This window comes from Streptomyces sp. NPDC001270, from assembly GCF_042896695.1.
Classification (GTDB): Bacteria; Actinomycetota; Actinomycetes; order Streptomycetales; family Streptomycetaceae; genus Streptomyces.
This window is the reverse complement of sequence record NZ_JBIAXM010000019.1, coordinates 84,898-110,097: the sequence shown is the minus strand read 5'-3', so window position 1 is coordinate 110,097 and position 25,200 is coordinate 84,898. Positions and strand designations below refer to the sequence as shown.

Annotated in this window: 23 protein-coding genes; 8 read left to right on the top strand and 15 right to left on the bottom strand. The window is 72.4% G+C overall.

Features of this window, described 5'->3' with window-relative positions; all coding sequences use genetic code 11:
- The first annotated feature begins 124 nt into the window (after nucleotides 1-124).
- From ACFY2B_RS29060 to ACFY2B_RS29040, 5 genes are all read left to right on the top strand, one after another.
- Nucleotides 125-556, top strand: coding sequence for a MarR family winged helix-turn-helix transcriptional regulator (locus ACFY2B_RS29060; RefSeq protein WP_390766021.1), 432 nt, complete (start codon nucleotides 125-127; stop codon nucleotides 554-556).
- Nucleotides 557-916: 360 nt separating this feature from the next.
- Complete coding sequence (locus ACFY2B_RS29055) at nucleotides 917-2,095, top strand: Cmx/CmrA family chloramphenicol efflux MFS transporter (protein WP_390766020.1); 1,179 nt, start codon at nucleotides 917-919, stop codon at nucleotides 2,093-2,095.
- A 371-nt stretch (nucleotides 2,096-2,466) separates the two neighbouring features.
- Nucleotides 2,467-4,113 (top strand): adenosine deaminase, encoded by a 1,647-nt coding sequence (locus ACFY2B_RS29050; protein ID WP_390766074.1) that lies wholly within the window; start codon nucleotides 2,467-2,469, stop codon nucleotides 4,111-4,113.
- A gap of 175 nt (nucleotides 4,114-4,288) precedes the next feature.
- Nucleotides 4,289-5,494 (top strand): 4-hydroxyphenylpyruvate dioxygenase, encoded by a 1,206-nt coding sequence (gene hppD, locus ACFY2B_RS29045; RefSeq protein WP_390766019.1) that lies wholly within the window; start codon nucleotides 4,289-4,291, stop codon nucleotides 5,492-5,494.
- Between the two features lie 101 nt (nucleotides 5,495-5,595).
- Nucleotides 5,596-5,946, top strand: a complete 351-nt coding sequence (locus tag ACFY2B_RS29040; RefSeq protein WP_390766018.1) for a hypothetical protein — start codon at nucleotides 5,596-5,598, stop codon at nucleotides 5,944-5,946.
- A gap of 27 nt (nucleotides 5,947-5,973) precedes the next feature.
- On the opposite strand, the gene ACFY2B_RS29035 is transcribed toward ACFY2B_RS29040, so the two are convergent.
- The 15 genes from ACFY2B_RS29035 to ACFY2B_RS28965 all read right to left on the bottom strand — a co-directional run bounded on the left by ACFY2B_RS29035 (nucleotide 5,974) and on the right by ACFY2B_RS28965 (nucleotide 21,013).
- Entirely contained in the window at nucleotides 5,974-6,795 is an 822-nt protein-coding gene (locus ACFY2B_RS29035) for a lipase family protein (protein ID WP_390766017.1), read from the bottom strand.
- Between the two features lie 329 nt (nucleotides 6,796-7,124).
- Nucleotides 7,125-8,372: a lytic murein transglycosylase gene (locus ACFY2B_RS29030; protein WP_390766016.1), complete on the bottom strand. Its 1,248-nt coding sequence runs from the start codon at nucleotides 8,370-8,372 to the stop codon at nucleotides 7,125-7,127.
- A 77-nt stretch (nucleotides 8,373-8,449) separates the two neighbouring features.
- Nucleotides 8,450-9,277 (bottom strand): hypothetical protein, encoded by an 828-nt coding sequence (locus tag ACFY2B_RS29025; protein WP_390766015.1) that lies wholly within the window; start codon nucleotides 9,275-9,277, stop codon nucleotides 8,450-8,452.
- A 49-nt stretch (nucleotides 9,278-9,326) separates the two neighbouring features.
- Nucleotides 9,327-9,869, bottom strand: coding sequence for a nuclear transport factor 2 family protein (locus ACFY2B_RS29020; protein WP_390766014.1), 543 nt, complete (start codon nucleotides 9,867-9,869; stop codon nucleotides 9,327-9,329).
- Nucleotides 9,870-9,895: 26 nt separating this feature from the next.
- On the bottom strand, nucleotides 9,896-10,768 hold the full coding sequence (locus tag ACFY2B_RS29015) for a hypothetical protein (protein ID WP_390766013.1): 873 nt from the start codon (nucleotides 10,766-10,768) through the stop codon (nucleotides 9,896-9,898).
- Nucleotides 10,765-11,283: a hypothetical protein gene (locus tag ACFY2B_RS29010; protein WP_390766012.1), complete on the bottom strand. Its 519-nt coding sequence runs from the start codon at nucleotides 11,281-11,283 to the stop codon at nucleotides 10,765-10,767. The genes ACFY2B_RS29015 and ACFY2B_RS29010 overlap by 4 nt, the downstream gene beginning before the upstream one ends.
- Nucleotides 11,280-12,554: an MCE family protein gene (locus ACFY2B_RS29005; RefSeq protein WP_390766011.1), complete on the bottom strand. Its 1,275-nt coding sequence runs from the start codon at nucleotides 12,552-12,554 to the stop codon at nucleotides 11,280-11,282. Before ACFY2B_RS29005 ends, ACFY2B_RS29010 begins: the two co-directional genes overlap by 4 nt.
- Complete coding sequence (locus tag ACFY2B_RS29000) at nucleotides 12,551-13,771, bottom strand: MCE family protein (RefSeq protein WP_390766073.1); 1,221 nt, start codon at nucleotides 13,769-13,771, stop codon at nucleotides 12,551-12,553. Before ACFY2B_RS29000 ends, ACFY2B_RS29005 begins: the two co-directional genes overlap by 4 nt.
- Nucleotides 13,772-14,010: 239 nt before the next feature.
- Nucleotides 14,011-15,030 (bottom strand): MCE family protein, encoded by a 1,020-nt coding sequence (locus tag ACFY2B_RS28995; protein ID WP_390766072.1) that lies wholly within the window; start codon nucleotides 15,028-15,030, stop codon nucleotides 14,011-14,013.
- The gene (locus ACFY2B_RS28990; protein WP_390766010.1) at nucleotides 15,030-16,130 is read right to left on the bottom strand and encodes an MCE family protein; all 1,101 of its coding nucleotides are present in this window, start codon (nucleotides 16,128-16,130) and stop codon (nucleotides 15,030-15,032) included. The genes ACFY2B_RS28995 and ACFY2B_RS28990 overlap by 1 nt, the downstream gene beginning before the upstream one ends.
- Complete coding sequence (locus tag ACFY2B_RS28985) at nucleotides 16,127-17,185, bottom strand: MCE family protein (protein ID WP_390766009.1); 1,059 nt, start codon at nucleotides 17,183-17,185, stop codon at nucleotides 16,127-16,129. Before ACFY2B_RS28985 ends, ACFY2B_RS28990 begins: the two co-directional genes overlap by 4 nt.
- Nucleotides 17,182-18,435 carry an MCE family protein gene (locus ACFY2B_RS28980; protein ID WP_390766008.1) on the bottom strand — a complete coding sequence of 418 codons (1,254 nt, stop codon included), beginning with the start codon at nucleotides 18,433-18,435 and terminating at the stop codon, nucleotides 17,182-17,184. Before ACFY2B_RS28980 ends, ACFY2B_RS28985 begins: the two co-directional genes overlap by 4 nt.
- 1 nt (nucleotide 18,436) lies before the next feature.
- Entirely contained in the window at nucleotides 18,437-19,243 is an 807-nt protein-coding gene (locus ACFY2B_RS28975) for an MlaE family ABC transporter permease (protein WP_376532260.1), read from the bottom strand.
- A 4-nt stretch (nucleotides 19,244-19,247) separates the two neighbouring features.
- The gene (locus ACFY2B_RS28970; RefSeq protein ID WP_390766007.1) at nucleotides 19,248-20,012 is read right to left on the bottom strand and encodes an MlaE family ABC transporter permease; all 765 of its coding nucleotides are present in this window, start codon (nucleotides 20,010-20,012) and stop codon (nucleotides 19,248-19,250) included.
- Nucleotides 20,009-21,013, bottom strand: coding sequence for an ABC transporter ATP-binding protein (locus ACFY2B_RS28965; protein ID WP_390766006.1), 1,005 nt, complete (start codon nucleotides 21,011-21,013; stop codon nucleotides 20,009-20,011). Before ACFY2B_RS28965 ends, ACFY2B_RS28970 begins: the two co-directional genes overlap by 4 nt.
- A 702-nt stretch (nucleotides 21,014-21,715) precedes the next feature.
- On the opposite strand from ACFY2B_RS28965, the gene ACFY2B_RS28960 reads away from it, so the two are divergent.
- From ACFY2B_RS28960 to ACFY2B_RS28950, 3 genes are all read left to right on the top strand, one after another.
- Nucleotides 21,716-22,345, top strand: coding sequence for a hypothetical protein (locus ACFY2B_RS28960; RefSeq protein ID WP_390766005.1), 630 nt, complete (start codon nucleotides 21,716-21,718; stop codon nucleotides 22,343-22,345).
- A gap of 248 nt (nucleotides 22,346-22,593) precedes the next feature.
- The gene (locus ACFY2B_RS28955; RefSeq protein WP_390766004.1) at nucleotides 22,594-24,162 is read left to right on the top strand and encodes a DUF6801 domain-containing protein; all 1,569 of its coding nucleotides are present in this window, start codon (nucleotides 22,594-22,596) and stop codon (nucleotides 24,160-24,162) included.
- A 38-nt stretch (nucleotides 24,163-24,200) separates the two neighbouring features.
- Entirely contained in the window at nucleotides 24,201-25,148 is a 948-nt protein-coding gene (locus tag ACFY2B_RS28950; RefSeq protein WP_390766003.1) for a hypothetical protein, read from the top strand.
- Nucleotides 25,149-25,200 lie beyond the last annotated feature (52 nt).

Genomic DNA, 25,200 nt, shown 5'->3' with positions numbered 1-25,200 from the left:
GGCTGGGGCGGGACGAGGTGAGGAGGGACGGGACGGGACGACGTCGGAACAGCAGCACATGCTGAGCCTACTCATTATGTGTGTGCTCATAGAATTGGGATATCGGACGAAGCGGGGAAGCGCCATGGCAGTGCAGGGCAGCAGTGACATCCTGATCGACGAGTTGTACGAGACCACCCACCAGTTGCGCCGGTTCGTGGAGGTCCGGCTGCGCGCGTCGGGCGCCTCGGTCGCCCGGCTGCGTGCCCTGCGCATGCTCGCCCGGGCCGAACGGCCGCTGCGCATGCGGGACCTGAGCGAGCTGACCGGAGTCGCGGCGCGGACCACGACCAGCATCGTCGACAGCATGGAACGCGACGGTCTGGTGGAGCGGGTACGCCATCCGCACGACCGGCGGGCCGTCCTGCTGCGCCTCACCGACGAGGGCCTGCGCTGCCACCGCGAGGCGGAGGAGGTGGACCGGCTGGCCCTCGCCGAGGCGACGGCCGTGCTGGACACCGGGGACCGCGCGCAGCTGCGCACGCTGCTCGCGCACATCCGCAAGGCGACGGCCTGAGCGCCCGCCCGGTACGCGGACGGCCGCCAGCGGTGCGCTCCCGGGCGGCGACCGGCTCACGGAGCCCGTAACCCGGTTGATCGCCCGCGGAGGCACGGGTAGCGTGCGCGGGGTGATGAGCCCAGAGGCGGACAGAGCGGAGCCGCCGGTCACCCGGCGGCCCGCGGTCCATTGACCACCGAGCGAGACAACTCTCGGTCGGCCCGCTGCCGGTGACCGGACACGTGCTCCGTGTGTCTGGTCCGGTTCTCGAACCCTCTGTCTGATTCTCGGCCCTCGTGTCCCTGTCGGCACCGGGTGGACCCCAGGCGTCCAGCACGCGGAGGTTGCTGCCCGCACCCCACCGCTGGAGCCGACTCCGTGCCCTTCTTCGTCCATGTCCTCGCCCTCGCCGTCTTCGCGCAGGGCACCTCCGAGTTCATGCTGTCCGGTCTGGTACCGGGCATCGCCCGCGATCTGTCCGTGTCCGTGGCCGCCGCGGCCGGCCTGACCTCCGCGTACGCCGTCGGCATGATCGTCGGGGCGCCGCTGATGGCCGCCCTGAGCGCGCGCTGGCCACGCCGTCGCGCGCTGGCGGGATTCCTCACCGCCTTCGTCGCCGTGCATGTCGTCGGCGCGGTCACGACCGACGTCGCCGTGCTGTTCGCGACCCGTGTCCTCGCCGCGGTCGTCAATGCGGGATTCCTCGCGGTCGCGATGAGCGTCGCGACCGCGCTGGCACCACGGGACCGGACGGCCCGGGTGACCGCCGTCCTCATGTCGGGGGTCACGCTGTCCTGCGTCGTCGGCGTGCCCGCGGGTGCCCTGCTCGGCGAGTGGTCCGGCTGGCGTTCGGCCTTCTGGGCGGTCGCCGCCCTGTGCCTGCCCGCGCTGGCGCTGGTGTTCCGGTCGGCGCCCGTCGACGCGGCGGGCCGGTCCGACGTGCCGGTCAGGCGGGAACTGCGCGCCCTGAGGTCCCCGTCGGTGCGGCTCGCGTTGGCGCTCGGTGCCGCGGTCAACGGGGCCACCTTCGCGACGTTCGCCTACCTGGCCGTCATCGCCACGGATGTCGCCGGGCTGCCCGCCGGTGCGGTACCCGGGCTGCTCGCCGCGTTCGGAGCCGGCGCGTTCATCGGCGTGAACACGGCGGGCCGGACGGCCCGGGGCCGGCTCCGGCGCGGTGCGCTCCTCGCCCTGGGAGCGCTGCCCTTCGGCTGGGCGGCGCTCGCTCTGACCAGCACCCGTGCGGTGCCCCTCTTCCTCATGACCCTCGTCCTGGGCGGGCTGTCGTTCGGCGTCGGCTCGACGCTCATCGCCCGGGTCCTGCATGTCGCGTCCGACGCCCCGGCGCTGGGCGGCTCGTTCGCGACGGTCGCGTTCAACGCGGGTGCGTTCCTCGGACCGCTGATCGCCGGGGCGGTGACCGGGGCGACCGGTGACTACCGCGACGCCGGGTGGGTCAGCGCCCTGCTCGCCGCGACGGCCGGCGTCGCCGCCGGATGCGGGGCCCGGCACCGTCGTGGCGGCAGCCACGAGACCCGGCGGGCCCTGACCGGCTGACCCGCCCGCACCCGCCGGGCGGGCCGGCACCCTCCCCGCCACGGCGACCTGCGCCACCGGACCCGGGGCCCGGCACCGTCGTGGCGACAGCCCGGAGACCGGGCGGGCCCGGACCGGCTGAACCACCCTCACCACACCGTCGTGACGAGCGACGGTGTGGTGCTGAGGCCACGAGGCCACCGGCTCCCAGGGACTCCTTCTCCCGGGTGACCGTCGCCCACACACCGGGCAGCGCCTCGTCGTTCGCCCGGCTCTGCGGCGATCATGCGGCGGTGACCTCCCGTCTCCGCCGCGCCGACGGCCGGCGCCGCACCCGCCCGGCCACGGGCCGACGCCGCGCTCTCCTCGTCACCGGCCTCGGCGCGCTCGCCCTGCTCACTTCGCTGACGCCCCGGTCCGCGACGCCGGCCGCGGCCCGGCCCACGAGCGCCCTGGCAGTGCCCGCCTCCGTGCCCGGCGTGGCCGTTCCGGCCCCGCCCCGTCCTGGCGTCTCGACCACGCCCCGCACGGACGTCCCGGCCGCTCACCGTCCGGTCACCGCCGCCGAGGCCCGCACGGACGCCGTCCTGCGCTCGCTGCGTCACCACCCCGTCCGGGCCCGCGACTTCTTCCGGCGCCTGCCCAAGGGCGGTGACCTGCACAACCACCTCGAAGGCGCGGCCCGGACCGAGTACCTGATCAAGCTCGCCGCCGACGACGGCCTGTGCGTCGAGACCGCCACCATGACCGCCGTCGTACCGCCCTGCGACGCCCGCATCCGGCGGCCCGCCGCCGATGCCCGCACCGACCCGGCCTTCCTGGGGGCGATCCTGCGGGCCTGGTCGATGCAGGACTTCCCGCCGGACCGCCTCGGCCACGACCACTTCTTCGCCACCTTCGACAAGTTCGCCCTGGTCGCCGGGCGTCACCAGGGTGAGTTGCTCGCCGAGGTCGCCGACGGCGTGGCCGAGAACAACCAGTTCTACCTGGAGACCATGGTCACGCCCGCCGTCGACGCCGCCGACCGGCTCGCCGACGCGGTCGGCTGGGACGACGACCTCGCCCGCCTGCACCGCAAGCTCCTCGCCGGCGGACGGCTCGACCGGCTGGTCGCCGCGGCGCGCGGGGAGACCGACGGCGTCGAGGCCCGGTTCCGCGCCACCGCCCACTGCGGCACCAGCCGCCCCCGCCCGGCCTGCCGGCCGGCCGTCCGCCTGATCTACCAGGCCCTGCGCGTCAGTTCACGTGAACAGGTCTTCACCCAAATCGCCCTGGGCATGCGGCTGGCCGAGCGTGACCCGCGGTTCGTCGCCGTCGACCTGGTCCAGCCCGAGGACCGGCCCCGCGCCCTGCGCGACTACCGCCTGCACCTGCGCATGCTCGCCCACCTGCGCAGCCAGTACCCGCACGCCCGTCTCACCCTGCACGCCGGGGAACTATGGACCGGCCTGGCCGAACCCGCGGACCTGGCGTTCCACATCGACGAGGCGGTCCGGGTCGCCCGCGCCGAGCGCATCGGACACGGAGTCGATCTGGTCCACGAGCACGCCTGGCAGGACCTGGTCCGCACGATGGCGGCCCGCCGGATCCCCGTCGAGGTCCCGTTCACCAGCAATGCGCAGATCCTCGGTGTCAGGGGCCGCGCACACCCCTTCGAGACGTACCGCGCCCACGGCGTGCCGACCGTCCTTGCCACCGACGACGCCGGCGTGTCCCGTATCGACATCAGCCACGAGTACCAGTACGCCGCCGGCACCTACGGCCTGTCGTACCCGGAGCTGAAGGACCTGGCCAGGGCCTCGCTGGAGTACGCCTTCCTGCCGGGCGGGAGCATCTGGCAGGGCGATCCGACGGCCACCGGTTACCGCCTCGTGGCCGGCTGCCGGGACGGGACGCCGGGCGGGCCGGGCGGCGGCCCGCCCGGCCCGCGCTGCCGCCGTCTGCTGGCCGCGAGCCCCAGGGCACAGGTGCAGTGGCGTCAGGAGGCCGCCTTCACCGCCTTCGAGCACCACCACCGTCACCACCACCGTTCAAACTGAACAATGTGTCCAGCAAATCACGGGAACTGCTGGGCAGACAGGACAGTCTGTGCAGCACATTCCGTGACTCTTGCACAGCTTCACTTCCGGGGCTGTGCTATCTGCATGGCTGGGGGCCGGCCTTCGCCGGACGGCCCCCGGTACACCGCCGGTCCGGATGAAGGAGCACTCCGTCATGAGCATCGAGCAGACCCTCACCGATCAGGAGCGCCTGGCAGAACTCGACCTGTCGCAGCTCAGGCAGCTCGTCGGGCTGGTCGAGTACGACGCGGACGCGGACCCGTTCCCGGTCACCGGCTGGGACTCGGTCGTCTGGGCGGTGGGCAACGCCACGCAGGCCGCGCACTTCTACCAGTCGGCCTACGGCATGGAGCTGATCGCCTACTCCGGTCCCGAGACCGGCAACCGCGACCACAAGTCGTTCGTCCTGCGCAGCGGTGCGATCCGTTTCGTGCTCCAGGGCGCGGTCGACCCGGCGAGCCCCGTCGCGGACGCGCACCGCCTGCACGGCGACGGAGTCGTCGACATCGCGCTGGAGGTACCGGACGTGGACCGGTGTGTGGCGCATGCGCGGGCCCAGGGGGCGACCGTGGTGGAGGAGCCGCACGACATGACCGACGAGCACGGTACGGTGCGCCGGGCCGCCATCGCCGCCTACGGCACGACCCGGCACTCGCTCGTCGACCGCTCCCGGTACGACGGCCCCTATCTGCCGGGCTACGAGGCCCGGACGTCCTCGCACGTGAAGCGCCCCGGCGCCCCCCGGCGCATCTTCCAGGCCCTGGACCACGTGGTGGGCAACGTCGAACTCGGCAAGATGGACGAGTGGGTCGACTTCTACAACCGGGTCATGGGCTTCACCAACATGGCGGAGTTCATCGGTGACGACATCGCCACCGAGTACTCGGCACTCATGAGCAAGGTCGTGGCCAACGGCAACCACCGGGTGAAGTTCCCGCTCAACGAGCCGGCGCTGGGCAAGAAGAAGTCCCAGATCGACGAGTTCCTGGAGTTCTACCAGGGGCCGGGCCCCCAGCACCTGGCGCTCGCCACGAACGACATCATCGCCTCCGTGGACACGCTGCGCGACGAAGGCGTCGAGTTCCTCGCCACCCCCGACTCGTACTACGAGGACCCCGCGCTGCGCGCCCGGATCGGTGAAGTACGGGTTCCGGTCGAGGAGTTGCAGAAGCGCGGCATCCTCGTCGACCGCGACGAGGACGGTTACCTTCTGCAGATCTTCACCAAGCCGATCGGTGACCGGCCGACGGTTTTCTTCGAACTCATCGAGCGCCACGGCTCCCTCGGCTTCGGCAAGGGCAACTTCAAGGCCCTGTTCGAGGCCATCGAACGCGAACAGGCCAAGCGCGGCAACTTCTGACCGACAGCACGTCACCCCGCCCCTGACCGCCGCGCCGACCGCGGCGGTCAGGGGCGTCCGTGTCGATAGCCTGTACGAACCGTCCGCCACGAAAGGTAGCCGTGCACCGCCTCCTGGTCACAGCCGCGCTCGTGTGGACCGCGGTGGCCGGTGTCGCGTCGGTTGGCTCGGTCGTGTGCTCCGTCGGGGCCGGGCGCACCCGGGAGACGGTGGGCGCCTGGCAGCCGTACGGCCCTGACTTCCCCGTCTCCGCCGTCGCGGCGGTCACCGGGTACGCGGCCGGCGCGAGCCGGTTCTCGGTCGGTGCCGCCGCCTTCGGCGTCCTGTGGCCCGCCATGGCGGCCACGGCGCTCGCCCACCTCGCGCGGCGGCGCGGACGCGCCTGGCCGGGGTGGGCAAGCGCCGTCTTCGCGGCCGTGGGCGCGGGCCTGTACGGCTCGCTCCCCGGCTGACGCCGGCCGCGTCCTCGGGCCGGGCCGTCAGGCGAGGTTCTTCTCCAGCACGGCGATGTAGTGGTGGATGAAGTGGTCGCGGACGCCGTCGGCGGCGGGGGCCAGAGCGTCGGCGGTCAGGCCCCTGGCCCGGTCGGTCAGGCCGCCGAGGAGGGACATCGACGCGTGGATCCTGCCGTCCGCGTCGAAGTGGCGCAGTGCCTGGACATGGGTGAAGGCCGGCTCGGGCGGTAGCTGCGGGACGATGTCGTTGTTGTTCACGAAGCGGAACATGCGCTCCTTGAAGCCCTTGTCGCAGGCCGCGGCGAGCAGCCGGTCGCAGGTGCGGGGCTGGCCGTAGGTGTAGACGCCGTCGGCGAGGAGTTTCGGGGCCTCCAGGTAGAGGCGGGCGGCGGCGAGCATGGCCAGGGCGCCGCCGAGGCTGTGGCCGGTGAAGAACAGGCCCTGCCCGTTCGTCCGGTACTCCTCGACGGCGGCACGCACGGCCGGGAAGACCGACTCCAGTGCCTGGGCGAAGCCGTGGTGGACGTATCCGGTCCGTGCCGGTCCCGGCCAGGGCGGGGTGGTGGCGTCCGAGAGCCAGTCGCGGATCTGGGTGGGTTCGGTGCCGCGGAACGCCGTGATGATCATGTCGTCGCTGGCGACGGTGTACGCCTGGGTGTCCTCCAGCGGGAACGGCGGGGTGAACCGGGTCCGGTGGTGCCGTACCCGGTCGAAGCCCCAGGCGCGGGCCCGTTCCTCGACAGTGGCCTCGTCCTTGTAGGCGAGGTCGGACGCGGTGGCCAGCCAGTAGGCCAGATCGAGGCTGTAGCTGCGGGAACGGTGGTCCAGGGTCGAGGGCACGGGCACCGGGGATCACTCCTGTGTCGAGTACGAGGGAGGCCCTCGTACGGCGCGGGCGGACGGCGTCACCGCGACTGCGACGCCGCAGCGTTCCCTCCCCGGTCCCCGCCCCGGCCACGCTGCGGTTCACCCGAACAGGCCGGGCGCACGAAGGGCGTGACCGGGCGCGCGGCGCCGCCGGGAGCGGCCCCGCGACGGCGGGCGGTGCCGACCGCTACCGTACGGGCCCGTACGGCGGCGCCGGAGCGCCCGCCGTCGTCAGTGATATGTCGCGCCGGTGCGCGATTCCCGCCGGCCGCTTCCCGCGTTCTCCGCTCGGCCGCCGTGACGCGTCGTCAGGCCATCGGGGTGGGCGGCGGACAGTCCGGGAGGTCGTCCGCGGTGCCCGGGTCGGGGGCCGCCGGATCGTCGGACGAAGCGGTCGGTGAGGGCTCCGGGCAGGACGGCTGGTCCGTCGGGTCCGGGGACGGCGTGGCGGAGTCGGTGGGGTCCGGTGTGGCCGAGCCGCCCCCGGTCGGGGAGTCGGACGGATCCGGTCCCGGCGGCTCGTCCGGCGAGGGCGACGGGTCCGGGACCGTCGAGGACGGCGACGGGCCTGGGCTCTGCGAGGACGAGGGCGAGGGCGACGGGGTGTGCGTGGGCGTGGGGCCGCCCGGGTCGGGGCCGATGATGATCCCGCCCCCGGTGCCGCCCTCCCCGTCCACGGGCCGGGTCGCCCGGGTGTCGCCGCCGGCCCCCGGGGAGTGCGGGACGACGCCCTCGCCGTCGGGCACGCTGTGCACGCCCCGCCGGTAGAAGGCCAGCCACTCCCGGACCAGGTTCAGGTAGGTGCGGGAGTAGTTGTAGCTGAGGATCGCCCGGTCGACGTCCGCGGCCCGCGCCAGGTCCCGGTCCCCCGCGCACAGGTAGTGCCCGGCGGCCAGGGCCGCGTCGAAGACGTTGTTCGGATCGGCGCGGCCGTCACCGTTGCCGTCGACACCCCACCGGGCCCAGGTCGAGGGCAGGAACTGCATCGGCCCCACCGCCCGGTCGTACACCGCGTCGCCGTCGTGCGCCCCGCCGTCGGTGTCCCGGATCAGGGCGAAGCCCTGGCCGTCGAGCCGCGGGCCCGTGATCCGGCCCAGGGTCGTGCCGTCGGGGCCGACGGCGCCGCCGCGCGCGTGGCCGGACTCCACCTTGCCGATCGCGGCGAGCAGTTCCCACGGCAGCCGGCAGCCGGGGTGTGTCCTGCCGATGGCCGTCTCGGCCGCGCGGTAGGCGCGCAGCACGGTGGCCGGGATACCGGACTCGGTCCCGATCCGGGTGATCTCCCCGGTGCTGAGCGGGATCTGCGGGGTGGTCAGCGGCGGCAGTTCGGTGTGGTACGAGCCGTCGCCGGGCGGGGTGAGATCCGTGTACGGGGTCCCCGAGGGCGGTGTGGGTGCGTCGTCCGCGGCCGGCCTGCGGGAGCCGTCCTCGGTACCCGGTACGAGGCCGGGTGCCTGTGAGGCGGTGAGGGCCGCCACGGCCGCGACGGCGACGGCGGTGGCCCGCAGGCCCCGTAGGGTCCGGGCCTGCGGGCGGCGTACGCGGCGTGCGGGCATGACTGTCGCTCCCTTGTCGGTGGAGTGTCATCGGCGCCGGGGCCGGTGGGCCGTTCCGCCCGGTGACGCCGGGGCGGTCAGCGGCCGAAGGTGTCGATGCCGGAGACGAGCCAGCGCCCGTCGCGCAGCACCACGTCGACCGCGAGCATCGCCCCGGCGTAGGCGCCGCCGTCCGCGGCCTGCTGGTCCTTCGCGCCGGCAGCGCCCTTGTCCCCGGCGGTGCTGACGCTGCTCTGGTCGGCGTAGACGAGGACGCGGGCCCGGTCCCCGTCGATGCGTTCGACCGCGCTGTCGGTGACGGTGGTGGTGATCACCGCCTTCTGCTGGTCGGCACGGGACCGGACGCCGGCGAACAGGTCCGCGTGCTGGGCGACGGCTTTCCCGGTGAGCAGTTCCTTCGCGGCCTTGTCGAAGGGGGCCGGGTCGGCGTGGTCGTAGGAGAAGAGGGCGGCGACCGCCTTCTCCGTCTGGCCCTTGATGTCGCTGGTGCGGGCGGCGTCGGTCAGCGCGGTGTTGCGGACGGCCGGGTCGTCGCGGAGGGTTTCGGCCCGGGCATGCGCCCAGCCGGCGAAGCCGCCGAGGACGAGCGTCAGCAGACACAGCAGGGTCAGGCCGACGGCCCGGGAGGGGCGACGGAGCCGTTTCCGGCGGGCCGTCGTGTCCGCCCCGTCCGGCCGCTCCGCGGTCCCGGGGGTCGTGCCGCGCCGGGACGCGGCCGACGGGGCGCGCACCGGCAGCACCGCGAGCCCGGCACGGGCCCGGCCGGACGGGGCCGCGGCGGACACGGCAGGCGCGGCGTCGTCGGCCGGACCGCCCGGTGCCGTGCCGGGTCCCCGAACCGTGGGCCGGGCCTCGCGGACCCGGCGACGGCGCTGACGGTTGATGTGGTGACGGGTCGTCGACATCGGGTGTGTCGTCCTCTCGTGCGGCCGGCTCCCGCGGCGCGGGTCCGGGTCAGCCGGCTGACGTGCCGCCCACGGGCGCCTGGCCCAGGGCGCTGAGCTTCCAGCTGCCGCCGGTCCGGGTGAGTTCGCCGAGCATGCGGCTGTCCTTGTCGGTGCTCTCGCCGCCGGACGCCTTCACGGTCACCCGCAGGGCGACGAGGATCCGGGCCCGGCCCGCCCGGTCGTCGAGTTCGGTCACGGCGCCGGACAGCACCCGCGCGGTGCTGACCGTCTTCGCCTTCTCGACCTGGTCGGCGAACTCCTTGCGTCCGGAGGCCAGTTGGTCGTGGAGATCGCCGGTCGTCGAGGACTCCCACAGGTCGAGGCCGTGCTCGACGTCGCGGTGGTCGAGGGTGTTCAGGTTCTGCACGGCCTGTTCACCGGCGGCCAGCGCCGCGTCACGCTGCACGGCGTACGCCGCTGAGTCGTCGTGGGCCGCGGCGTACCAGTCCCAGCCGGTCCAGGCCGCGAACCCGCCCGCGACAAGGACGAGGGCCAGGGCCAGGGCCGGCAGCGTCCGGACTCCGGCGCGGATGCGGACCGGGCGTTTCATGAGGTGCTCCCGTCTCCCGCGCATGGTCAGCGGGTCTTGATGTCGACGATCCGCCACTGGTCCCGCTCCCGTTGCGCGGTGACGGTGAGCTGGGCCGCCGCCGAGGTGGGCGCGGCCTTGTCGCGGCGGGAGACCTGGTCCAGGAAGACCAGCAGCCGGGCGCTGTCGCCGTCGAGTTCGATCACTCCGACCCGCACGGCCTGGGTGCTCAGCGTGACGCGCTGCTTGGTGACCTCCGCGCCGATCCGGTCGAGGAGTTCGGTGTACTGGCGGGCGGCCCGGCCGTCCAGGACGGAACGCGCGGAGCGTTCGGCGGCGGCGAGACCGTCCGGGGTGTACGAGAAGACCCGGCCGAGTGCGTTCCCGACGTCGCCCGCGACGCGGGTGGTGGCCTCGGTGTCGGTCAGGGCGCGGTTCTGGGCCGAGGCGGTGGACCTCAGCTGATGGGCGCCGTAGAAGAAGCCGCCGCCGGTGAGGACGAGGACCGCGGCGACCACGGCGACCGTGATCCGCCGCAGCCGGTCACCCAGGCGGCCACGGGCGGGCGCCTCGCTCTCCGGGTCCGTGGCGCTCTCCGGGTCCGTGCTGCTCTCCGGCACCTCGGCCGCCTCGGCGGGCTCCGGCACCTCGGCCGCCTCGTCCTCCGGCCTGGCGGTCCTGGCTCGCTCCGCCTCGTCCTCCGGTCCGGTGTACGGCGCTTCCGGCGTCTCGTCCGCCGCCGCTTCCCCCACGGCCCGGCGGGCCGCCCCCGTGGTGTCCTCGGCTGGTTCCGCCGGGGCCGTCTGCACCGCGCTCACGACCGTGCCGTCCTCCGGCCCGTCCTCCGGCGTCGGCGGGGCCGGTTCGCCGGCCGGCCCGGTACTCTCCCGCGTCCTGTCACCGCGCAGCAGCCGCGTCATCCGTCGTCCTCCTCCGCCGTCCGCGCGAGCGGTACCGCGTTCAGTGCCTGGACCTTCCACTCCCCCCCCGGGCCCGTGCGGGCGAGAACCGCCTCCAGCCGTTTGCGGTCCGTGCTCGACGACTTCGTCCCGCCCTGCGTGACCTCTACGCGAACGGCCGCGATGAGCTTGGCCGTCCCGGCGCGGGTGTCCAGGGCGGTGACGGCCGCCTCGGTGACCGTGCCACGGGCCGAGGGGCCGGTACGGGGCTCGGTGCGGCCCAGTTCGTCCCGGAGCGGGCCGGTCGAGGCCGCCTGCCAGGCCCGGATGCCCGCCCGCGACCGCTCCTTGGTGGAGGCGTCGAGCGTGGTGAGCACGGCGACGGCCCGGCGTCCGTCGGTGAGCGCCGCGTCCCGCTCACGGCCGTAGGCCAGCGAGTCGTCGCCGCGGGCCTGCGCGTACGTCCACGCGCCCGTCCCGCAGAACCCCAGCGCCAGGGCGAGCCCCGCGGCGGCGACGATCCGGGCGGGCCTCATCGGGCGCTCCCCGTGTCCGGGCCGAGGAGCCCGGCCAGGTCCGTCGGAGCGTCCGTGCCCAGGCCCGGAAGGGCGAGCGCGCCCGGCAACTGCGCGGATGCGGCGGCCGGCGCACCGCTGCCCGAGGGCAGCGAGGGCGGCTCGACCGGGTCGGGTACCGGCCCGCCCCGGGGGGCGTGCGCCGAGCCGCGTACGTTCTTCCCGCTCGCGGCCGGGGCGGTGCACGACGCGTCGGTGTTGAGCGGCGGCGCGGTGCCGAGGTCGAGTCCGTCGCGGTAACGGGTGCCGCCGTAACCGGCGGTGCAGGGCAGGGGCTTGAAGAAGGTGACGGCCATGCCGAAGTTCACCTTTCCTCCGTCGACGGCGGTGGCGCCGGCGGACACGGCCGCCGGGTACTTCACGAGCAGTTCCTCGATGCCGCGCTGCCGGGTGACGGCGACCTCGGAGGTGGTCAGCAGGTTGGCGAGGACCACGCCGAGGCTCGGGTCCAGGTCCCGCAGGAGGCCGCTGACCTGGGTGGCGGCGTCGGGGGCGACGGTCAGCAGCCGGCGCAGGTCGGCGTCGGACCCCTTGAGGGAGCGGGCGAGTTGTTCGGCCCCGGTGGCGAAGTCGCGGATGGCGCGTGCCTCCTCGGACTGGGTGCGCAGCACGGTCTCGCTGTCGTCGATCAGCAGACTGGTGGACGGCAGGGCCCGGTCGGCGGCCTCGATGAAGGCGCTGCCGTTGTCCAGGAGTACCTGGAGGTCGTCGCCGTGTCCCTCGAACGCCTTGCCGAACTCGTCGACGACCGTCCGCAGGTCGTCCAGCGGCACGGACCGGGCGAGGCTGTCGACGCTGGAGAGGACGTCGGTGACGGGCGCGGGCACCTCGGTGTCGGCCTGGTCGATCCGGGCGCCGTCCGCGAGATAGGGCCCGCCGTCGCCGGCCGGCCGCAGGTCGATGTACTGCTCGCCGACCGCGGACAGTCCGGCCACCACGGCACGGGTGTCGGCGGGGATGCGCGGTGCGGACTTCTTGATGCGCAGTTCGGCGACCACCCCGTCCGCGGTGAGGCCGATCGGTCCGACGCGGCCCACCGACACACCGCGGTAGGTGACGTCGGAGTGGGTGAACAGGCCGCCGGTGCGCGGAAGCCGCACGTCCACGGTGTAGTAGTCGGCGACGCCGATGTAGCGGCCGAGGTCGGCGTAGCGGATGCCGACGAAGCCGAGCACCAGGACGGCGATGATCAGGAAAGCGAGGTTCTTCAGGCGTACCGCGAGGGTGATCACCGCGTGGCACCTCCGTCCGGGGCGGGCGTGGTGACGGACGGCAGCGGCAGCGGTGCCGACGTCGGGTTCGGGGTGGCGGCGGTGTCCTTGCCGGACTTCCCGGCGGTGCCCTTGCGGACCGTGTCCGGGGTGCCCTGTGCGGTGGCGGAGGCGGAGGGCGAGGGGGTGCGCCGCGGCACCAGCGGCGCGATGACCTCGGTGCCGGGGGCGGCGACCATGCTCAGGTACGCGTTGAGGTAGTCGCCCTTGACGCCCTGCAGCACCTCGTCGGTGAACGGGTAGGTCAGCAGTACCTGGAGCGAGTCGGGCAGGTCGGTACCCGCGTCCGCGAGGGCTCGCAGGCTGGGCGCGAGGGCCTTGAGATCGGCGACCATGTCGTCCTTGCTCGCGTTGACGGTGGAGACGGCGACGCCGGACAGGGTGTCGAGGGAGCGCAGCATGGTCAGCAGCGAGCCGCGCTGCTCCTCCAGGGTCCGCAGGCCGGGCGAGAGGTCGGTGAGAACCGTGCGTACGTCGTCCTTGCGGCCGGCCAGGGTGGCGGCGAGCCGGTTGACGCCGTCGAGGGCGTCGGTGATGTCGCTGCGGTGCTCGTCGAGGTCGGTCACCAGGGTGTTGACCCGGTCGAGCATCGAACGGACCTCGTCCTCACGTCCGCCGAGCGCCGCGTTCAGTTCCTTGGTGATGGTCTTGAGCTGGTTGACGCCGCCGCCGTTGAGCAGCAGGGACAGCGCGCCGAACACCTCCTCGACCTCGGTGTTGCGGCCGGTGCGGGCGAGCGGGATGACGCTGCCGTCGCCGAGCCGGTCGGCGGTGGTCGGCTTGCCGGGCGCGACGAGCTGGATGTACTTCTCGCCGAGCAGGCTGGACTGCTCCAGCTGGGCCCCCGCGTCGGCGGGCAGCCGCACGTTGCCGTTGATCTTCATGGTGACGCGGGCGGCCCAGCCGTCGTGGTCGAGGTCGATGGCGGTGACCCTGCCGACGGCGACATCGTTGACCTTGACGGCGGCCTGCGGGACGAGGCTGAGTACGTCGTCGAGTTCGGCGGTGACGGTGTAGGGGTGGGGGCCGAGGTCGGCGCCGCCGGGCAGCGGCAGGTCCTCGATGCCGTCGAACCGCGGCAGGGGGACGGAGAAGGCTCCGACCGCCAGTGTGAAGCCCAGTGCCAGGGCGAGCAGTCCGCCCAGGCCGGCGCCCACGGCCACGCCGCCGGTGAGCACTTTGCGCCGGACCGAGGCCGCGGCCGTGCCCGGCTCGCCGTCCGGGTCCGTCCGGTCGTCCTGGCCGTCCTGGTCCGCCGGGCTTCCCTGCCCGTCCGGCCCGTCCTGGCCGCGCCGGTCCTCCTGCTCCTCCCGGCTCCCCGGCTTCTCCCGCTCCTCCCCCGTCTCCTGGTCGTACGGGCGGCGGGCGGCGGGCTCCGCACCGGCTCCCGCGCCCTTGCGTCTGCGTATGCCGCGTCTCACTGCTTCGCCTCCCCCGAGGAGGCGGAGCCGCCGGTCGCCGGGAGCGGCAGCAGCGGTCCGCCCATGCTGATCTCGTTGAGGTTCGCGCGGCCGTCGAGGGTGCGGGTGTCGGTGTTGTAGGCGGACACGACGTTGTCCGCGGCCAACGGCGCCACGTCCAGGGCCTCGGCCAGCGAGGCCCGCTGTTCGACGAGGGTCCGGGTGATCGGCACCAGCCGGTCGACGTTCTTCTTCAGTTCGCCGCGGTTGTCCTCGATGAACCGCTTGACCTGCACGAGTGCCGTGCCGAGTTCCCGCAGCGCGCCGGTGAGGTCGTCCTTGTTGTCGGCGAAGAAGCTGACGACCGTGTCCAGGCGCTCCTGGGCGGTGCGCACGTCGGAGTCCTTCTCCTTGAGCATGCCGGTGAACGACTGGAGCCGGCTGAGCGTGGTGAACAGGTCGTCGCTGCTGCCGCTGAGGGTCTTGGCCGCCTTGCCGAACTGCTCGATGGCCTCGCCGATCGCCCTGCCGTTGCCGTCGAGGTTGGCGGCGCCGGTCGTCAGCAGGTCGGACAGGGCACCGGAGGAGTTGGCTCCGTCGGGGCCGAGCGCCTTGCCGAGGTCGGTGATCGAGGCGTAGAGCTGGTCGATCTCGACGGGCGTCGCGTTGCGGGAGGCGGGCAGCACGGCGCCCTCGGCGAGCGCGGGCCCGGTGCGGTAGGCGGGGGTGAGCTGCACATAGCGGTCGGCGACGACGCTCGGCGCCACGATCACGGCGCGGGCGCCCCGCGGAACCCGTACGCCGTCGTCGAGGGCGAGTTCCACCCGCACCCGGGTGCCCTGTGGCCGTACCGACGCCACCTCGCCCACCCGGACGCCCAGGATGCGCAGGTCGGAACCGGCGTAGACGCCGACGGCACGGTCGAAGTAGGCGGTCAGCCGGGTGCCGGTCGAGTCCAGGACCCGGGCGACGCCCAGCCCGGCGGCGACCACCACCAAGGCGACGCCGGCTGCGAGGAGTCTGCTGCGCCTGGTCATCATTCACCGCTCCCCTGGGTCTGCGCGGGCTGTTTCGGCGGCTTGCACGGCTCGGTCCGGGATGGATCGGGCAGGTAGTCGCGGGGCACAACCCCGCAGAGATAGCTGTCGAACCAGCGGCCGTTGCCGAGGGTGTTGCCGACGAGCCGGTAGTAGGGGCCGACGAGTGCGAGCGTGCGGTCGAGCTGGGTGCGGTTCTCCTCCAGGACCGTGGTGACCCGGCCGAGCGCGGTGAGGGTGGGGCCGAGTTGCTTCTCGTTGTCCGCGACGAGTCCGCTCAGCTGCGTCGACAGGGACCGGCTGCCCTTGAGCAGGGCGCTGATGGCGGTGCGGCGGTCCTCCAACTCGCCGAGCAGGGAGCCGCCGTCCTCGATGAGGGTCTCGAAGCTGGACTTCTGGTCCTGCAGCGTCTTGGTGAACCGGGCGCTGCCGCTGAGGAGTTCGGCGAGTTGCGCGTCCCGCTTGGAGACGGACTCGGACAGCGCGGACAGACCGGTGGCGGCCTTGCGCACGTCGGGCGGTGAGTCCTGGAAGGTCTCGGAGATCGTCTCGAAGCTCTTGGCGAGTTGCCGGGTGTCGATGTCGTCGACGGTGCTGCTGAGATCCTGGAACGCCTGGGTCACGTCGTACGGCGAGGTGGTGCGGGCCAGCGGGATGCGGCTGCCGGGGTCCTGGCGCGCGTCGCCCAGCGGATCCAGGGCCAGGTACTTCTCGCCGAGCAGTGTCTTGATGGCGATGGCCGCGGTGGTCCGGTCGCCGATCCAGGCGTCGTCGATCTCGAAGCCGACCTTCACCTTGGCGCCGTCGAGGGACACCCCGGTGACCCGGCCGACCTTGACGCCCGCGACGCGCACCTCGTCGCCCTTTTCGAGGCCGGCCGACTCGCTGAAGTCGGCGCTGTAGGTGGTGCCGCCGCCGATCAGCGGCAGCCGGTCGGCGTTGTACGCGAAGACGGTGAGCAGGGCCAGCAGGAGCAGACCGACGAGGGCGACGGCCACCGGGTTGCGGTCCTTGACGGGTTTCAGCCGGGGGCCGCGGCGCCGTCCGGCGCCGGTGGTGCCGTCGCCGTCGCGGCGGCCGGCCCGGGTCAGCGGGCTCATGCGCCGCACCTCGGTTCCGTGACGGCGATCCCGGTGGGCGGCTCGAAGCCGTCGGTGGTGGTCACGCCGCTCACACGTGCCTCGCAGAGGTAGAGATTGAACCACGATCCGTACGAGGACAGCCGGCCCAGGGCGGTCATCTTGGCCGGGGTCCTGGCGAGGAAGTTCTCGATCTCGGGGGTGGCGGCGCCCAGGTTGGCGGAGAGCCGGCCCAGTTCGCCGATGTCCTGTGCGAGGGGTGCCCGCCCGTCGTTCAGGAGGTCCGCGGTCACCGTGGTCAGGTCGCCCATGGCGGCGACGGCCCGCCCCAGGGGCTTGCGGTCCTCGTTGAAGCCGGAGATGAGCCGGCGGAGGGTGCCGACGAGGTTGTCGAAGTCGGCCTCGCGGTCGTTGAGGGTGGTCAGGATCGTGTTGAGGTTCTTCACGACCGCGCCGATGACTTCGTCCTTCGCGGCCACCGTGGTGCTGAGCGAGCCGACGTGCTGGAGGAGACTGTCGACGGTGGCGCCCTCGCCCTGCAACACCTGCACGATGGAGCCGGCGAGTTCGTTGACGTCCTTCGGCGACAGCCCTTCGAACAGCGGCTTGAAACCGTTGAACAGCAGGGTCAGGTCGAGGGCGGGCGAGGTGCGGGCGAGCGGGATGGTGTCGCCGCCCGCCAGGGTGCCGGTGAGGTCCCCGCTGCCCCGGTCGAGGGAGACATAGCGCTGTCCGACCATGTTGAGGTACTTGACGGCCGCGGTCGTCGAACGGGGCAGGGTGCGGTCGTCGCGGACGGTGAAGGTGACCTGTGCGGTGCGCCGGTCGACGACGCGGACGTCGGTGACCTCGCCGACCTTCACCCCGGAGATGCGCACGCTGTCGCCGTCGACGAGTCCGGTGACGTCGGTGAACAGCGCCTTGTAGGAGCGGGTGTCCGAAACCACTCCGGTGTTGGCGACGCTCAGTCCGAGTACGGTCGTGGCCAGCGCAGTGACCACCAGGAAGGCCAGGGACTTCAGCACGGGGCCGGTGAGCGGGCGGCGCCGGGTGTGCGCGGGGGCGGGCGTGCTCATCGCAGGGTCACCTCCGTGCCGCGCAGCGCCGGTCCGGCGAGCAGGCTGCTCCAGTCCGGCAGGTCGGCGGGCCGGTCGCCGGTGGCCGGTGCGAGCAGTTCGTTGACGAGGGCGTTCTCCTGCGGGGAGTTGGCGAGCCCGAGGTCCTGGTCGGCGGACGCGGGCACCTGTGCGGCCGGTTTCACGGGCACGCCGAGGTAGGGCACGGGGTAGCAGCGGGGGCCGCCCCCGGCGTCGTAGGACGGGGTGTCGCGGCCGGCGACGTAGGCGCCGCGGGACGGCACGGTGGTGACGTCGACCCTGAGTCCTGGCCGGTCGGTGCCCTTGCCGAGGGCCTTGTCCATCTCCGGGACGAAGTCGGCGAGGGTGCGCAGGGTGCACGGGAAGGACGGGGAGTACTCGGCGAGCAGTTCCAGGGTGGACCGGGAGTCGGCGCTGAGCCGGATGATGGTGTCCTTGTTCCCGCGCAGGAAGGCCGTCAGGTCGTCGGCCGCGCCGATGGTGGCGCCGAGGGTGGCGGCCAGGTCACCGGACTTCTCGGCCAGGGTGCCGCTGGTGGTGGTGAAGTCGGTGAGTGCCGTGACGATGTCGGGCGCGGCGTCGGCATAGACGTTGCTGACCTTCACGAGTTCTTTCAGGTCGCGGTTGAGGGTGGGCAGGTCGGGGTTGAACTCGCGCAGATACGCGTCGAGTCGGCCGAGGGTCTCGCCGAGCTGCTCGCCGCGTCCCTCCAGGGCCCGGGAGACGGCGGACAGCGTGGCGGAGAGCTTCTGCGGCTGGACCGCGGTGAGCATCGGCAGCACGTCGTCGAGGACCCGTTGCAGTTCGACGGCGTTCGCGGAGCGGTCCTGGGGGATGACGGCTCCAGCAGGGAGCGGCCGGTCGGAGGGGTGCGTCGGCGGGACGAGGGCCACGAACCGCTCGCCGAACAGGGTCGTCGGCAGCATCTGCGCGCTGACGTCGGAGGGGATGTCGGCGAGGGCGCCGGGCCGCAGGGCGAGGGTGAGCCGGGCGCCGTCCCCGGTGGACTCGATGCGGCGGACCTCGCCGACGACGACGCCGCGCAGTTTCACCTCGGCGCCCAGGTGCATCTCGTTGCCGACGGTGCCGGTCTCGACGACCACCGGGTCGGAGTCGGTGAACTTCTTGTCGTAGACGGCGACGGCCAGCCAGATCAGCAGGAGGGGCACCACCAGGAAGACCACTCCGGCGAGCCGGTGGCGCAGCGACCGGCCTCGTGGGCTGTTCATCTCACCCCGCCACCTTCACGGTCGTGGTGGCTCCCCACAGGGCGAGCGACAGGAAGAAGTCGGTGAGGCTGATCACCACGATGGCGTTGCGCACCGAGCGGCCCACCGCGACGCCGACGCCGGCCGGGCCGCCGGAGGCGCGGTAGCCGTAGTAGCAGTGGGCGACGATCACCATCACGCTGAAGATGAGCACCTTGAGGACGGAGAGCAGGACGTCCGTGGGTGACAGGAACAGGTTGAAGTAGTGGTCGTAGGTGCCCCGGGACTGGCCGTTGAACAGGACGGTGACGTAGCGCGAGGCCAGGTAGGAGGAGAGCAGCCCGACCGCGTACAGCGGGACGATCGCGACCACTCCGGCGATGATGCGGGTGGTGACCAGATAGGGCAGCGATCGGATGCCCATGCCCTCCAGGGCGTCGACCTCCTCGTTGATGCGCATGGCCCCGAGCTGGGCGGTAAAACCGGCGCCGACGGTCGCGGACAGGGCGAGTCCGGCGACGAGCGGGGCGATCTCGCGGGTGTTGAAGTACGCGGAGACGAACCCGGTGAACGCGGCGGTGCCGATCTGGTCCAGCGCGGCGTATCCCTGGAGGCCGACGACGGTCCCGGTGAACAGGGTCATGGCGATCATCACGCCGATGGTGCCGCCGATCACGCCGAGGCCGCCGGTGCCGAAGACGACCTCGGCGAGCAGCCGCTGCACTTCCTTCAGATAGCGGCGCAGGGTGCGCGGGACCCAGAGCAGGGAGCGGACGTAGAAGATCAGCTGGTCGCCGGAGCGGTCGAGCCAGACGAGCGGGGAGGCCACGGCCTCAGCCTCCCTTCGGCGGAACGAGTTGGAGGTAGACGCCCGTCATCACCATGTTGACGAAGAACAGCAGCAGGAAGGTGATGACGACGGACTGGTTGACGGCGTCGCCGACGCCCTTCGGACCGCCGCGCGGGTTCAGCCCGCGGTAGGCGGCGACGATGCCCGCGATGAACCCGAAGACGAGGGCCTTGAGTTCGCTGATGTAGAGGTCGGGCAGTTGGGCGAGGGCGGAGAAGCTGGACAGGTAGGCACCGGGGGTGCCGTCCTGGAGGAAGACGTTGAAGACGTAGCCGCCGAGGATGCCGACCACCGAGACCAGGCCGTTGAGCAGGACGGCCACGCCCATCGCGGCCAGTACCCGGGGCACGACCAGGCGTTGCACCGGTGAGACGCCCATGACCCGCATCGCGTCCAGTTCCTCGCGGATGGCGCGGGAGCCGAGGTCGGCGCAGATGGCGGAGCCGCCGGCGCCGGCGATCAGCAGGGCCACGATGAGCGGGCTCGCCTGCTGCACCACGGCGAGCACGCTGGCACCGCCGGTGAAGGACTGGGCGCCCAACTGCTGGGTGAGCGAGCCGACCTGAAGGGCGATCACGGCGCCGAACGGGATGGAGACCAGCGCGGCGGGCAGGATGGTGACACTGGCGATGAACCAGAACTGCTCGATGAACTCCCGGAACTGGAAGGGCCGTCTGAAGACGGCCCGGCCGACTTCGGCGGCGAGTGCGAAAAGCCGTCCGGTCTGCCGCAGCGCGCCGAGGATCATGCGCCGCCCCCGGCGGCGGGGGCGGGCGCGGTGGCAACGGTGGCGTAGGTGCGCTCGATGACGGTGCGGGCGGCGGACGGCAGTTGGTCGAGCATGCCGAGGACCCGCTCCCGGCGGCGGGCGACGGCACGCCGCGGCGGGAGGCCGGGGGACGGCTCCAGTTGCGGGACGATCTCGCGGGGCGGGGCGGGCCGCTCGGGGCGGGCGCCCGCGGCCTCCGCGGCGAGCGCGGCGGCGTCCTTCTCCTCCGACATGCCGATGGGGCCCTCGCGCCGGCCGCCGAGGAACTGGGCGACGGCGGGTTCCTCGCTGGTGAGCAGCACCTCGCGGGGCCCGAAGGTGACGAGTTTACGCAGGAACAGCATCCCCATGTTGTCGGGGACCGTGGCGGCGATGTCGAGGTTGTGGGTGACGATCAGCATCGTCGCGTCGAGCTGCGCGTTCAGGTCGATCAGCAGTTGGGAGATGTAGGCGGTGCGTACGGGGTCGAGTCCGGAGTCGGGTTCGTCGCACAGGATGATCTGCGGGTCGAGCACCAGGGCGCGGGCCAGGCCGGCCCGTTTGCGCATGCCGCCGCTGATCTCGCCCGGCAGTTTGCCCTCGGCACCGAGCAGACCGACGACCTCGATCCGCTCCATGACGATGCGCCGGATTTCGGACTCCTTCTTGCGGGTGTGCTCACGCAGCGGAAAGGCGATGTTGTCGAAGAGGGACATCGAACCAAAAAGGGCGCCGTCCTGAAACATGAGCCCGAAGAGTTTCCGGGTCTCGAAAATGTCGCGTTCCGGGCTGTTCACCATGTCCACCCCGTTGATGAGGACACGGCCTTGTTCCGGTTTGAGCAGACCGATGAGCGACTTCAGGAAGACGGTCTTTCCGGTGCCGGACGGGCCGAGCATGACGCTGACTTCTCCGGCCGGCAGGGTGAGGCTCACATCCTGCCAGATGTTCTGCTTGCCGAAGGACTTGGTCAGGCCCTCGACGACCACTTCGATTCCCATATCACCTCCCGCACGGACGATTCTGCGTGCACCGCGGAAGCGCACGTTAAATCCCTGCACGGTTGGCTGACAATAGGTGGAGCACCGGATTCCCGGGGCTCCCCCGGACTTTGTCACCGCGCAGACAAAGACCGGTCCCGCACTTGTCTCGGGGAGACAGAGCGGGGCCACGCGCCTGCGGAGGGTGGGGATCCGCGGGACCCTGCCGGTGGATGTCCGCCCCGGAAGACGGGCGAGGGCCGGACATCATCCGCCGTGTCTCCGTCCGGCGGGGGGCCACCCACCTGGAGATCGGCGCCGTACCCGGCACGTTACGACCCAGTAACCTCGGCGGGCAATAGCGGGTTCCGAGTTTTGCGTGAGATTCGAGGCGACCGCCCGGAAACTGTCAGGGCGGAGCTAAATTGGCGCCCTGTTCTTGTCATCCGGTGAGTATCCTGCGTGCGCCAGGAGGCGACTGCCCCACCGGACCGGTCTTAGCACCGGGTGACTAAGCCGCGGAGTCCGGTGCTCACCCGGTGGACAGATAATTCCCTTCGCCAAAGAATCATGGGCATTGGCATTGTTCGGCCAAGTTTCCGGCAAGTAACGTCGGTGCCCGCGGTCGAGGTTTTCCGAACCGCGGGTCGCCCGGTCCCCCTCTCCGTCGGTGCCGTAGCGGCCCTCCTCTGTCGGTCAATCCACAAGGAGCGTCCCAGCGTCATGAAGAAACCCATACGGAGCACCGCCGTCGTTCTGGGTGCCGCCGCGGCCGCGTTCGGCATGGCCGTCGCCCCCGCCTCCGCGGTGCCCTCCTCGGTGTGGACCGTGAACCCGTCCCCGGCCAATTTCACGGCGACCAACAGCGGCAACATCGTGCTGACCGCCAACATCCCGATGACGTGCACGACGTCGGGCGCGTCCGGCACCATGCAGAGCGCCAACGGCAACCCGGCGACCGTCGCCTCCATCAACGCCGTCACCTTCGGCAGCAGCAGTTCTCCGTGCACCAGTGTCCTCGGGAACGTCACGACCGTGGCGACGCCCCCCTGGTCGGTCGTCGCCGTGGACTACAACGCCGGCGTCACCACGGGCTACATCGGCAACGTCAAGGCCACGGTGACCGCGGGCGCCTGTGTGTTCACCGTGACCGGCAAAGCCTCCGCGACGTACACCAACTCCAGCGGGATCCTGGCGGTCAACAGCGTCTCCGGCGACCTGAGCGTCGCCACGGCGTCCGCCGGCTGCGGCACCGTGGTCACGACGTCCACCAAGCCCACCTTCAAGGGCAACTACGCCGTCAAGGTGACCGGCACCAGCACCATCCCGACCATCGTCGGCTCCAACCCGTAAGGCAGGTCCCGCGCGTGTGCCCGGCCGGAGTCACCGGCCGGGCACACGCGCAGGCGGCAGGGCCGCGCGGGCCGTGGTGCACCACGGTCCGTCGTCCGTCCGCGGTGACCTCGTGGCCGCTCGCGCAGTCTCCCCGCGCCCACGGGGCCGCTGTCCGGCCGGTGCGCCCCGCGGCGGACCTGCCGGGTGTGCCTTGTGCCGTCCTCGCCGTACCCCGGAGCACCCGAACCACCCGAGCGGAGCAACAGATGAGAGGTCCCCGTGCCGCCGTCCGGCGGCCGTCCCGGGTCCGCGCCCGCGGCGCGGCCATCGCCGCGTTCGTCGTGCTGGCCGCCATGGTCCCGGCCGTGGCCGTCGCCGCGGGCACCCGGCAGGCCGATGCCGAACTCCCCTACGTCTGCACGCTGCCGTCCGGGCAGCGGCCGGTGACGGTACGGATCTCGGCGGCCTTTCCGGACCGGGTGGCGGCGGGCGAGCCGATCCGGCCCGCGGACGTCACGACGACCGTGGAGTTCCCGGCGGAGGCGGTGGCCGACCTCGCCGCGTCCGGAGCGGCCGGAGTCCGGGCCGAGACCCGCCTGACCGTCGCCGTCGCGCAGAACGACGCCCGGGCCGAGGCGACCTGGCGCGGCACCGCACAGCCCGTGGTCCTCCCGCCGACCGGCCCGCTGACGCTGACCACGACGGGAGACGTCCCGACGGTGACCGGCCGGAGCGACGGCGAACTGACCCTGTCCGCCACGCACTTGGCGGTGGACCTCGCACCGAGCGCGGCCGACGGCGCCACCGGCGCTCCCGCCGCGTTCACCGCCGAGTGCTCCCTCGCCGAGGACGCACCCGGCTCCGGTCTGCTGGCCACCGTCCCGGTCGGGGCGGCCCCGTCCGGGCCCGGCGGCTCACCGTCGGCATCGGCGTCGGCCTCCGCCTCCGCCTCGCCCGGTGGGCAGGGCGGGGCCCCGGCGGACCGGCAGAACGAACGGGCCCCCAGGGTCAGCGGGGACACACCCGGCGGCCCCGCGGACCGACCCGACGCGCCACCGTGCAAGTACGACGCCGGCTACCCCGCCGGCCCGCAGTCGCTGGACGCGTACATCACCGGGTACTCGAACGTGCAGAAGCTGAAGGGCGCCGCCCTGATCCCGCTGACCTGCACGCTGATCGAGCAGGGCCCGCCGGAGTTCATCCCCTACCCGGACTGGAGCGGCGGCACCATCAAGCAGCATTCCACCGGTGACCTGTACAACGGCGGCCGCAAGGCGTCCTTGCCGATCAAGGCCACGTTCCTGACGTTCGGCTTCACCCCGACGACCGCCACCATGGTGCTGGAGCAGACCGGCCCGGTGACCATCGACTCGCTCGGGGCGACGGACTTCGTGTTCACGAGCACCGACACCTGGGTCCGAGTACCACTCGTGCTCAAGGTCACCTCGCTCTCGGTCAACGGGACGCCGCTGGCCGTGGGTCCGAACTGCCGGACCGAGAAACCCCTCAGTTCCCCCGATCCGGATCCGGCGAACCATCCCGGCGACCATCTGGTGCTCCACGGCCGGGGAGAACAGGTCACGGGCGAGCCGGCCACCGGCTATCTGCTGACGTCCGGCGGCCCGCTGACCGGCGAGATGAGCATCCCCGCCTTCACCGGCTGCGGCGCAGGCGGTGAGAACATCGACCGGCTCCTGACGGCCTCGGTCTCGGGCTCCGGCAACTACGTCAAGCAGATACAGGGCCAGACCTGCTTCGTGTCCGCAGAGACGCCCAACCCGGACGAGTGCACCGCGGACCTGCAACCCCTCAAGATTCCCGTTCCCGAACGCTGAGCCCCGCTCCGCCAGGACCCCTCACGGAAGGCCACCACATGAACCGGTTCTCGCACCGCGCCAGACTCGTCACGACCGCCACCGCGCTCGGCACCGCACTCGGCGCCTTCGCCTCGATGGGCACGGCGACCGCCGCGACCGCCCAGCTCAACGGCGAGTGGGCGCCGTTCACCCGCTGCCCGGTGGACGCGCCGGCGATGCTCGCCGCGGACGGCCTGGCCCAGACACCGCAGTGCGTGGTCTCGACGGCGCCGAGCGGTTCCATCAAGCTGGGCAACACCACCGTGGTGACGGGCCGGACCAATCTCCAGATGGGGATCGTGCAGAACTCCGACGGCACCAGTTCCGTTGCGGCACCGGCCGACGGGGCGATCATCGCCGACTCCGCGACCGTGCCCGGCGGACTGCTCGGTCTGATGTGTCCGAGCAACATCCCCGTGATCACCGACATCTGCAAGCAGCTCACCGACAGCACCCTCAACAAGATCACGGCGACCGTGGAGTCCGTCGCCGCGCCCCACGACTTCGACCAGACCGCGGGCATCGTCACCGGCAAGCCGATCGTCGCCCTGCCGGTCCGCATCCATCTGGAGAACCCGTTCCTCGGCTCCAACTGCTACATCGGTACGAAGTCCAGCCCGATCGTGCTGAAGCCGCAGAACGTCACCTCCCCCGAGTTCGGGCTCTCGTTCTTCAACGGCGACGGCACGGTCGCGGACGGCGGCGAGATGAGCCGGGTCGCCCTCACCGGCGCCGCCCAGAACGACAGCAGTTTCGCGGTGCCCGGGGCCAGCGGGTGCGGCCTGAACGTCGGCCTGATCAACGCGGCGGTCAACCTCAAGACCGGGCTGCCCTCGCCCGCCGGGAACAACAGCCTGACGCTCAACGACGCGCAGACCTATCTCGCCGGTCTGACCGCACCCGGCACCGCCGCTCCCGACGCCGGTCAGGTCCTGTCACGCAACTGGAAGTCCGCCGTCAAGTAACCGGCCCGGAAAGTCGATTATCAGCCGTCCCGGCAGTCCGATCCCGTCTCGC

Excerpts from the sequence above, each read along its gene's own strand:
- ACFY2B_RS29060 (WP_390766021.1), top strand. The coding sequence starts at position 125 with ATGGCAGTGCAGGGCAGCAGTGACATCCTGATCGACGAGTTGTACGAG.
- hppD (WP_390766019.1), top strand. The coding sequence starts at position 4,289 with ATGAGCATCGAGCAGACCCTCACCGATCAGGAGCGCCTGGCAGAACTC.
- ACFY2B_RS29030 (WP_390766016.1), bottom strand. The coding sequence starts at position 8,372 with ATGCCCGCACGCCGCGTACGCCGCCCGCAGGCCCGGACCCTACGGGGC.
- ACFY2B_RS29025 (WP_390766015.1), bottom strand. The coding sequence starts at position 9,277 with ATGTCGACGACCCGTCACCACATCAACCGTCAGCGCCGTCGCCGGGTC.
- ACFY2B_RS29020 (WP_390766014.1), bottom strand. The coding sequence starts at position 9,869 with ATGAAACGCCCGGTCCGCATCCGCGCCGGAGTCCGGACGCTGCCGGCC.
- ACFY2B_RS29015 (WP_390766013.1), bottom strand. The coding sequence starts at position 10,768 with ATGACGCGGCTGCTGCGCGGTGACAGGACGCGGGAGAGTACCGGGCCG.
- ACFY2B_RS29010 (WP_390766012.1), bottom strand. The coding sequence starts at position 11,283 with ATGAGGCCCGCCCGGATCGTCGCCGCCGCGGGGCTCGCCCTGGCGCTG.
- ACFY2B_RS28995 (WP_390766072.1), bottom strand. The coding sequence starts at position 15,030 with ATGACCAGGCGCAGCAGACTCCTCGCAGCCGGCGTCGCCTTGGTGGTG.
- ACFY2B_RS28990 (WP_390766010.1), bottom strand. The coding sequence starts at position 16,130 with ATGAGCCCGCTGACCCGGGCCGGCCGCCGCGACGGCGACGGCACCACC.
- ACFY2B_RS28985 (WP_390766009.1), bottom strand. The coding sequence starts at position 17,185 with ATGAGCACGCCCGCCCCCGCGCACACCCGGCGCCGCCCGCTCACCGGC.
- ACFY2B_RS28980 (WP_390766008.1), bottom strand. The coding sequence starts at position 18,435 with ATGAACAGCCCACGAGGCCGGTCGCTGCGCCACCGGCTCGCCGGAGTG.
- ACFY2B_RS28970 (WP_390766007.1), bottom strand. The coding sequence starts at position 20,012 with ATGATCCTCGGCGCGCTGCGGCAGACCGGACGGCTTTTCGCACTCGCC.
- ACFY2B_RS28965 (WP_390766006.1), bottom strand. The coding sequence starts at position 21,013 with ATGGGAATCGAAGTGGTCGTCGAGGGCCTGACCAAGTCCTTCGGCAAG.
- ACFY2B_RS28960 (WP_390766005.1), top strand. The coding sequence starts at position 21,716 with ATGAAGAAACCCATACGGAGCACCGCCGTCGTTCTGGGTGCCGCCGCG.
- ACFY2B_RS28955 (WP_390766004.1), top strand. The coding sequence starts at position 22,594 with ATGAGAGGTCCCCGTGCCGCCGTCCGGCGGCCGTCCCGGGTCCGCGCC.
- ACFY2B_RS28950 (WP_390766003.1), top strand. The coding sequence starts at position 24,201 with ATGAACCGGTTCTCGCACCGCGCCAGACTCGTCACGACCGCCACCGCG.